The organism is Noviherbaspirillum sp. (assembly GCF_036846085.1).
Taxonomy (GTDB): domain Bacteria; phylum Pseudomonadota; class Gammaproteobacteria; order Burkholderiales; family Burkholderiaceae_D; genus Noviherbaspirillum.
In genome coordinates this window covers 1-8,532 of record NZ_DAIUCO010000232.1, presented here as the reverse complement: position 1 = coordinate 8,532, position 8,532 = coordinate 1, and the positions used below count along the sequence as shown (strand labels likewise).

9 protein-coding genes are annotated in these 8,532 nt (G+C 59.4%); 4 read left to right on the top strand and 5 right to left on the bottom strand.

From position 1 onward, the window contains the following. The coding region (locus V7080_RS20720) for a cache and HAMP domain-containing protein (protein ID WP_334190285.1) at positions 1-999 on the top strand (999 nt) is incomplete at its 5' end. A 97-nt stretch (positions 1,000-1,096) separates the two neighbouring features. Here V7080_RS20720 and V7080_RS20715 read toward each other — a convergent pair. From V7080_RS20715 to V7080_RS20700, 4 genes are read right to left on the bottom strand one after another with little or no spacing between them, the layout of a single operon-like run. Then, positions 1,097-1,792 (bottom strand): hypothetical protein, encoded by a 696-nt coding sequence (locus V7080_RS20715; protein ID WP_334190284.1) that lies wholly within the window; start codon positions 1,790-1,792, stop codon positions 1,097-1,099. After that, on the bottom strand, positions 1,789-2,799 hold the full coding sequence (locus tag V7080_RS20710) for an ABC transporter substrate-binding protein (protein WP_334190283.1): 1,011 nt from the start codon (positions 2,797-2,799) through the stop codon (positions 1,789-1,791). Before V7080_RS20710 ends, V7080_RS20715 begins: the two co-directional genes overlap by 4 nt. Beyond that, entirely contained in the window at positions 2,796-4,934 is a 2,139-nt protein-coding gene (locus V7080_RS20705; RefSeq protein WP_334190282.1) for an MFS transporter, read from the bottom strand. The genes V7080_RS20710 and V7080_RS20705 overlap by 4 nt, the downstream gene beginning before the upstream one ends. Beyond that, positions 4,931-5,731, bottom strand: a complete 801-nt coding sequence (locus V7080_RS20700) for a hypothetical protein (protein WP_334190281.1) — start codon at positions 5,729-5,731, stop codon at positions 4,931-4,933. Before V7080_RS20700 ends, V7080_RS20705 begins: the two co-directional genes overlap by 4 nt. A gap of 372 nt (positions 5,732-6,103) precedes the next feature. On the opposite strand from V7080_RS20700, the gene V7080_RS20695 reads away from it, so the two are divergent. Then, positions 6,104-6,286 carry a hypothetical protein gene (locus V7080_RS20695; protein ID WP_334190280.1) on the top strand — a complete coding sequence of 61 codons (183 nt, stop codon included), beginning with the start codon at positions 6,104-6,106 and terminating at the stop codon, positions 6,284-6,286. An 88-nt stretch (positions 6,287-6,374) separates the two neighbouring features. On the opposite strand, the gene V7080_RS20690 is transcribed toward V7080_RS20695, so the two are convergent. Beyond that, positions 6,375-6,641 (bottom strand): PAAR domain-containing protein, encoded by a 267-nt coding sequence (locus V7080_RS20690; RefSeq protein WP_334190279.1) that lies wholly within the window; start codon positions 6,639-6,641, stop codon positions 6,375-6,377. Positions 6,642-6,856: 215 nt separating this feature from the next. On the opposite strand from V7080_RS20690, the gene tssE reads away from it, so the two are divergent. Both tssE and tssF read left to right on the top strand, forming a co-directional pair. Then, positions 6,857-7,345, top strand: a complete 489-nt coding sequence (tssE, locus tag V7080_RS20685; RefSeq protein WP_334190278.1) for a type VI secretion system baseplate subunit TssE — start codon at positions 6,857-6,859, stop codon at positions 7,343-7,345. Between the two features lie 5 nt (positions 7,346-7,350). After that, positions 7,351-8,532: type VI secretion system baseplate subunit TssF (tssF, locus tag V7080_RS20680; RefSeq protein WP_442947266.1), on the top strand; the 1,182-nt coding region annotated here is incomplete at its 3' end.

Sequence of the window (8,532 nt, the reverse complement as noted above, 5' to 3'; positions counted from 1 at the left end):
GATCCGGAGTTCGTCAGCTTCCTGCAGCAGCCCACCGATGCCGCCAAGGCATCGATCCAGGCAAAAATCCATAACCTCGTCAAATCCAATCCGGATGTGCATCCGCTGTTCCTGATGAATCCGGAAGGGACCGCCGTGGCGTCGAACGACGACGGCGTGATGGGCAAGAACTTCAAATTCCGCGAATACTTCAAGGAGGCGATGCAGGGGCGTCCCCACATGACCGGCATGGTCGTCGGCTCGACCGCCGGTGCGCCGGGTATCTACTATTCGAACCCGGTGCGCGATGCCGATCGCAATGTAATCGGCGTGGTGGTCCTTCGCATCAAGGGAACGACGGTCGCGAGCATTCTGGGCGAGATCACCCGTGGTACCCGTCTCACGCCGTTCCTGGTGGATGGCGACGGTGTGATGATTTATCACCCTGACCAGACGCAGCTCTACCGGAGCCTCACGCCGCTGCCGAGCGAGAAGCTGAAACAGATCATCGCCGACCAGCGTTTCCGCCGCAACAAGATCGACTCCCTGAACATGCCGGATCTCGCCAATGCGATCGTGGGCGCAAAGTCGATCGGCAACATCAGTTATCAATCAACGCTCTCCGGCGCAACTGAAGTGGCCGGATTCGCGCCGGTGATCGGCCATAACTGGGTCGTCGCGGTGTCCGAATCCCGCCAGGCTTTCGAGCAGCCGCTCAATCAGCTCTTCACCAACGTGATGTACAGCGTCATCCTTGTCGGCCTGGTGTTTTTCGTGTTTGCCGTGATGTTTGCGCGCAGTATCGTGCGTCCGATCGAAAGCCTGACCGTGGCGGCGCATGCGTTGAAGAGCGGCGACTATGAGAAGGCCAACATCAAGGTTACGTCCGACGATGAAATCGGTAAGCTTGCTCGTACCTTCAACGTGATGATCGACGTACTGCGCCAGCGTGACCGGGAACATAAGCGGCGGCAACCCGCCAAGCGCAATCCGCTCGGCCTGTCGGATGACGGAAGCTGAATCCTGCCTGCCGCAAGAAAGTGAAAGCCGACATAACAACGGGGAGCATGCTCCCCGTTGTTATTTGAATAGCCGCCGCCGGCGCATTCGGTAGGCGTCAGCGTTTCTCGATGCCGTAATGCACCTGCCATACGCCGTCCTCGCGCTGGGAGCAGCCAAATCCTGTCAAGCCCTCCTTGAGCGCGGACTGATGACCTGGCTCATCGGTGGCCGCGACGCGGTGCTGCAATACCCAATCCGGCTCCGCGACTTTCAGATCCTTTTTCAGCACCAGCCGTGACAGTCCGCCATACAGCATGCTGAATTTTTTCACCTGGAAGCGTGCTTCGAACAATCCGCGCATGCTCGGAATATTACCCGGCGCGACTGTCGCGCCGACCAGCGTATGTCCCAGTTGTCCCGCATGCCGCAAGCGTTCTTTGATCGATTCGCGGTGCATTCCATATCCGCGCCATGCGGTCAAGGCCGCCACACCGTCGAGAACACAGAAGCGGGAATGGTCGGCTTCATCGATCTCCAGCAATTCCGCCATGTGCGAAACCGTTTTGGATGCCGTGCCAAGCACGCCGTAGGCAACCATTTGTCCATCGGCGATAAAGCATCCCACCAGCAAGCCTTCCTCACCCATATGCCGCATGAAATGCGACAGTTCGTCCGGACGCACCAGGCCGGCGGCCTGTCCGCTCAGCGCCTCGATATGCACCGCATGGGCAACCGGCGCTTCCTCTTTGCGCAAAACCCGCCATGTAAACGAATGCGCATCGATATCGTCCGAATCATTTCTTGTTGTCATCGTATGACCTCAGCATAATTAATGACTTTCAATGGGGGATAGAAGTCCAGCTCCGCCGCGACCGTCATGTTGACGATGTAGGAGAACCGCGTCAGGGTTTCGATCGGAATGTCCTGCGGGCGCACTTTCTTGAACAGGATCTGTTCGGCTTTGCGTGCCGTCAGCTGGCCGACGTTCTCGTAGCGCGACACCAGTCCGAACAATGCCTTGCCCTCGCGCAGCGCAATCTCGGTAGCCGAGAAAATCGGCAGGCGGTTTGCAACCGCGGCTTCGGTCACGACCTTCCTGTTGGCGGCGAGGAAGCTGTCCGGTCCGAGGTAGAGCATCTGCGGCTGCAGCCGAGCGATACCGGCGATCATGTCGGGCAACACCGTCGCGACCGGTTGACCCTGGGCGTCGAGCGGCACGGCGTGTTCCATCAATTGGAACTGGTCCCGGCGCGCCGCATCCTGCAGCTCCTTGACGATCAGCACGGAGTTCGGCTCCGCCGGGTTATAGATTGCCGCCAGCTTGGACAGCTTGCGGTAGGAACGCATCGCCCCGAGCTGTTGCTCGGTCGGCACGACGTGCACCGCCCCGGTCAGGTTGCGCCGGGACGATGTCCGCGAGTCCACGAGGCCGGAGCCCTCCGGCGACGCGACCATCGTGAAGAGAACCGGGATGTCGGTGACATGCTGCTCCGGGTCGACGCGGTTCTTGGCGCCGGCCACCGCCAGCGTTACCGGCGTGCCCCAGGTATAGATCAGGTCGACTTCCAGCGCACGTGCTTCGGCAACGAGCTGGGGAATCTTGCGGACGTCGCGGTCGACATCCCGGATGATCAGCTCCACCGGCAACTTGCGGGAGGACAGATATTCGCGAAAGCCTTTCTCAACTTCGGTTTCGCCGCGGAACAGGATCATGTAAATCTTGTAGGGCCGCGTCTGTGCAAGCAGTATGGACGGCATTGCAAGGGCGGCCAAACCGGCAGCGCCGGCGGTCAGCAATCGACGACGGTTGAGCTTCATGCTGCGACCCTTCCCGGCACGGCGTTTACTTCATCTTCCTCATCGGCCTGATTGTCGACGAAGAAGAAGATCAATGAGAAGAGGACGGAGGAAATCACGCCGAAAATGCCCAGGGCCGCCATCGCGGAAACGGTGCCGAACGAGGCAACGATCGCGCCGGTGATTGCCGGCCCGGCAGCGGCACCGAGGCGCTCGACCAGCCGGAACACGCCGAGAATGGCAGTCGTGCCGGCCGCCTCCGCTTCCCGCTTGGTCACCCTGGCCACCAGCACGAGCTGCGCGGAAATGCTCATCGACTGCCCCAGCCCGAGCGCCGCGATGCCGAGCATCACGCTATTCGGATTGGCGCCGAGCAGGATGGGCAGCAAGCCGCCGCCAGTCAGCAGGCCGCCCAGGCTGACCATGCCGACATAGGCGTTATAGCGGTCTGCGATGCGGGCGAACACCGGCGCCAGCGCCAGTGCCACCACGCCGTAAATCATTGCGTAGCGGCCGATTTCGGATTTCGAGCTGCCGAGTTCTGTCAGCAGCACTGGCACGAGATAGATGAGAAAACCGGAGTAAATCAGTTTGGCCGGGATGCCGGACAACACCGCCAGTGCGCCGAAACGATAATTGCCGGCCAGTTTCCTGAAGGGCTTCTGCGCCTGCTGCCGGCTTGCTGCCGGCGGACGCCGGCGTCGGTTATCAAGGATGCCGGTCGCCAGCACGGCGGCAAGGACGGCGATCAATGCGCCGAACATAAATACCAGTCGATAACCGACGCGGTCCGCGAGGATCCCGCCGACTGCCGGCGCACAAATCTCTGCAACCATGATGGCGCCGACGAACATTGCGATGCCCTGTCCGCGGTTGCTGTTTTCGGTGTTATCGATGATGTAGCCCTGGCAGGCCATGAACATCACCGCATAACCGACCCCGGTCATCGCACGCGCGCCCACAAGGACGAAGAAATCCGGCACCAGTCCAGTCAGGAGAAGTCCGGCGGTTACGATCATGGCGCCCGTCATGTAGCTGCGGCGGCGGCCGACGAGGTCGGACCAGCGGCCGGCGAACGGCATGCTGAGCGCCACGCCCAGCAGGTAAGCGGTGATGGGAAGACTGGAAAGGAAATCGGGCGGCAGGCCGATTCCGTGGTTCGGCAGGGTGCCTGCATACAGCGGCAGGAAGGGGCGCGACAGCATTTCCGCGAACATGAACAGGAAGGTCAGGATGCGGACCGCGACAACCTTCTTCTGCAACAGTTCGCGCGGCGTGTCGCCCTCCACGAATACATAGCGGCTCGTCATCCGTCCAAGAATCGCCTTGCAGAATTCCTTTGCATCGCTGCTGGCGGTGGCTGCATCCGACACGGTGCGGGCACTCTGGGCAAAGGCCTGGTTGATCTGGGCACTGATACGGTTCAATTGCTCGGCGAGGGAGCCGATACGTTCGCGCACGGTGACGACTGCCCGGTGGCTGAAGTCGCCGGACGCCATGCGCGTCATCAGTTCGGCGATCTGGCGCATTGGCCCGGAGAAATTCCGGGAAATGACGAACAGCAGGATCTCGAACGCAATCAGCATACTGGTGAGCAGGATGATGCCGATGTCGTACCGGACTTCACTGATCTTGGATGCGATGAAGCTCTGGTCGACACCGACATGCAGCACGCCGACCATCTTGCCCTGGTGCCGGATGAACGCCGGCGTATCGACGTAGGATTTTTCCTTGCTTTCCGTGCCTTGCCGCGCTTCCTGCGTGACGATATGACGCGTCTTCGCGACGGTCGCTGCGGTGATTTTAGGCAGCGCGCTCTCCGCGAACTGCTGGCTGACGCCGCTTGCCACCAGCACGGTGCCGTCCGGTGCGGTAATCGCCAGGAAACCGATGTCTTCGTTTTCCTTCAGGATGTCATTGAAAAAATCATCCACGCCTTCAAGGCGGTTGAAAGGGATGCCGTGGTCCAGCGCGCGAGTGATTTTGTCGACCACCAGTTTGCCGACCGTGGTCGCCTTGCGGTCCAGTTCCGGCGCGACTTTTTTCTCGATCACCGACCAGGCAAACAGGGAAATGGCGCTTTGCGAGACAAGCAGCACCAGGAGGGCAAATATGAAAAGACGCCTTACCGGCAGCGTATAGAGCGCGTGCTTCATGGTTGCTTTCCGGATGCTTCGGCGCTGAGCCTGGTTTTCAGGATTTTTTGCGTACCGGCCAGATCCTGCATGGCGGCGCGGGTCGATGTCACCACGCTGTCGATAAGCACGTCCGCTTCCGAGCCGCCAGTGGCAACGGGTGCCTGCGGTTTGTCGTTGGTGATATCCCGCAGTGATTGCTCGATGCGCGTGAGCTTGCGGTTCGTTTGCACGACGATCAGGCTGATGCCAAGCATGGCGATCAGGCCGGTCAGCAATGTACCGAGGACTGCAGCAAGCTTTAGCGACTCGGCCACGGAATCCACGACCGAATCGTGCGCTTGCCGGGAATATCGCAGAGCCATGCCGCCAGCATCGACACCGATCACGCTCGCCAGGCTGGTGCCGACGACGAGCGCGTCTTCCTCTGCGAGCTGCCAGTCCCGTGCGTCCTTGGCTGTGGCCGCGGACTTCCATTCTGCGGGAATCGTATTGGAGAGCAGCGCTTCGCCGGTGTGAAAAACGACGGTTCCGCTTTCGTCGTACAGGCTGATTGACAGGATGCTGGGATCGGATTTCGCTTCCGATTCGATGACGGCCTGCGCATTGGCCAATCCCTTGAGAGCCAGGCCGAGACCGAGGCCGGTCTCGAGATTCGCCCGCAGGTCGCTTACGACGAAACGGATGCGGGAGCGCTCCAGTTCGCTAAAGGTCCGCTCGAACTTTCCCAGATTGAGAAATGCCGTCAAACCGATTGCCAGCGCCGAAATGATGACGATAGGCGCGGTAATCTTGATGCTCAGTCCGGAGATCACCATGATGAATTCGGGTTTTTGTAATGGTCGGATCGGGAGTGCGACATTGCCTGTGGAACGGGGGCGACGTTGCTGCTCGGAATCGCCAAATTGTACAGTGGAGGTTGCGCAAGCGCAAAAAGATCGTGGTTTTTTTATTGAAATTCAATTACTTGGCGAGAAGCGTTAGCCCAAAAATCAGCTTATTGAACAAGCGTTGCGACGCAATAAATCTCGCTCCCCGGACGTGCTGATTCGCGCGACGTCTTCTGGACCGGCATGAAAAAAAGGTTGGACTTGATCCGGATCAAGCCATTTTTCCACGTTGCGCAATCGCAAATGCTTGCCTGGTGGACGGACTAGAGTGTTACAAACAGATACACACGGGAGCGAGCGATGGAAGACGTGGAAAACAACCTTGCAGTGGTTGAACTCTTTATCCGCTGCATATTTATCGTGCTGTCGATTTATGTCATAGCGGCAGCCGCCGTCTTCTTCCATTGGCTGTTGCGGCAGGATTCGGGTCTTACCTCGCGGGTTCCAGTACTGGAACCTTCCGGACGAACCAGCACGAAATGAGTCGGCGCCTTGCCGATGCTGGTACAGAAGCTTCGGTCAAGAGGGTCGCATCACTTGTATAGCAATAGCGCGCACGGCTGCTCGACTTTTAATCTGTGACGCTCGGATGCTGGCTAGGTATCAAGGCGGCACCGCAGGCGGTTACATCACCCTGGCGTGCGACCGGACTGCCGTCGACAATCGATGTACTGTCGCCTGACACGATCGGGTTGGCGCCATGGCCGGGAATGGGGCAGATCGTCATGTCGCCGATGCGTGCCGGCGCAATCCCTTCCACCGTGGTCGCGGGCGCCGCGGAAACCACTACGCCCCCGTGATTGGTTTTGTCACCGAGTCGGATGATGGGACGGGTCATGTAATAGCTCCTGTAGACGACCGCAAAATGCTTGCGCAAAAAAATAACCAAATGACAACAAAAGCGATGCAATTTTAACCAAGCTGCCTGCCTGACGCTAAGATTTTTTTCACACCCGCTGTTCGAATCTCGGAGCCCAACAAAAAACACCCAAAAACTTGTTGTTTTGTTATGATCGCGCAGTTGTAAAAAAACCAATGTTTCCCGAGGAGTCCATGCGCGCCGATCACCGAACAGCCACCGTTGCACCATCCATCCTTGATCGTCTCCTCGACGAACATCCGAAAGACCAGGTGGAAAGCCAGACAGCGATGCACTTCGACCTCCGGCGTTTCAAGCACGGTGTCGCTCGCGACCTCGAAGCGCTGCTCAATTCACGGTGCATCGACCTGGAAGAGGAAATCGAGCGCTTCCCCCATGCCCGTGCATCCGTCATCAATTTCGGCATCATCGACCTGTCCAGTCTTAGCCTGCTCGACCCGGACGACCGCGCGCTGTTGCGCGACAAGATACGCATCACGATCGAACGGCATGAGCCGCGCCTGGGCAAGATCAGGGTGACGCTGGACGCGCCAAAGGATATGGACCGCATGCTCCGCTTCCGCGTCGATGCCGTCCTCAAGGTTCATCCCAACAAGCCACCGGTCAGCTTCGACGCCATGCTGCAGCTTTCGTCGAACGCCTATCAGATCAACGAGCACTGACCATGCTGGAAGAACTGCTGCCCTATTACGAGCGGGAACTGACCTACCTGCGCGAGCTGTCCGGCGAGTTTGCCCAGCGCTATCCCAAAATCGCGCGCCGCCTCTCGCTGGAAGGCGATCAGAGTGAGGATCCGCACGTCGAACGCATCATCGAGTCATTCGCCTTCCTGGCGGCGCGTATTCATCGAAAGCTCGATGACGAGTTCCCCGAGATCACCGAAGCGTTCATGCAGGTGCTATACCCGCATTACACCCGGCCTTTCCCTTCCTGCTCGATCCTGCAGTTCGAAACGCATCCCGACAAAACGGAGATCACCGCCCGCCATAGGATTCCACGCCATCATCCGGCGATTTCGCCGCCGGTCGGCGGGATGCCATGCCGGTTCAGGACCTGTTACGACGTCGACCTGTATCCGCTCAGCCTGAAATCGGCGCGCATCCAGCTTGCACAAGGATCGGAGCATTTGCGTCGCCTTGCGCCGGAGGCAGCCGCTGCGCTGATACTGGACTTCGACACCCAGGGCGCGCTGCCGGTGGGGCAGATCAGGCTGGACTGCCTGCGTTTTTTCCTCGACGGCGATCCTGCGCTGATGCATCTGCTGTACGAACTGCTGCTGACACGTGTTTTGCATGTCCGGGTTTCCGACGGCACGGACAATCCGGCGCACGTGGTCAACCTTCCCGCCGACGCACTCCGGCCGGTAGGCTTCGCGGAAGACGAAAGCCTGCTGGACTACGATCCGCGATCCTTTGCCGGATACCGTCTGCTGAGCGAGTATTTTGCTTTTCCCGACAAGTTTCTGTTTGTGGACCTCAACGGCCTTGATGCGAAGCCGTTGCAGCATTCCGGCAACCGCCTGCAGGTGCAGATCATGCTGTCAGCCTATCCCGACACCGAGCGCCACAATCGCCTTTCCCAAACCCTGACGCCTGCAAACTTCAAACTGGGATGTACCCCGGTCATCAATCTGTTTCAGCATGCCGCGGAGCCGATTCGCCTGTCGCACCAGAAAACGACCTATCCTGTATGTCCCGACGGCCGCCGTCCGCAGGCGTACGAGGTGATCGCGATCGACGCGGTGACCAGCGTGGAAAAAGAAGCGGGCGAGGAGCGTTTTCACGAGGTGCCGCCGTTTTATTCGATTCGGCACCATGTGCGCGATGAGGCGCCACGCGCATTCTGGTAT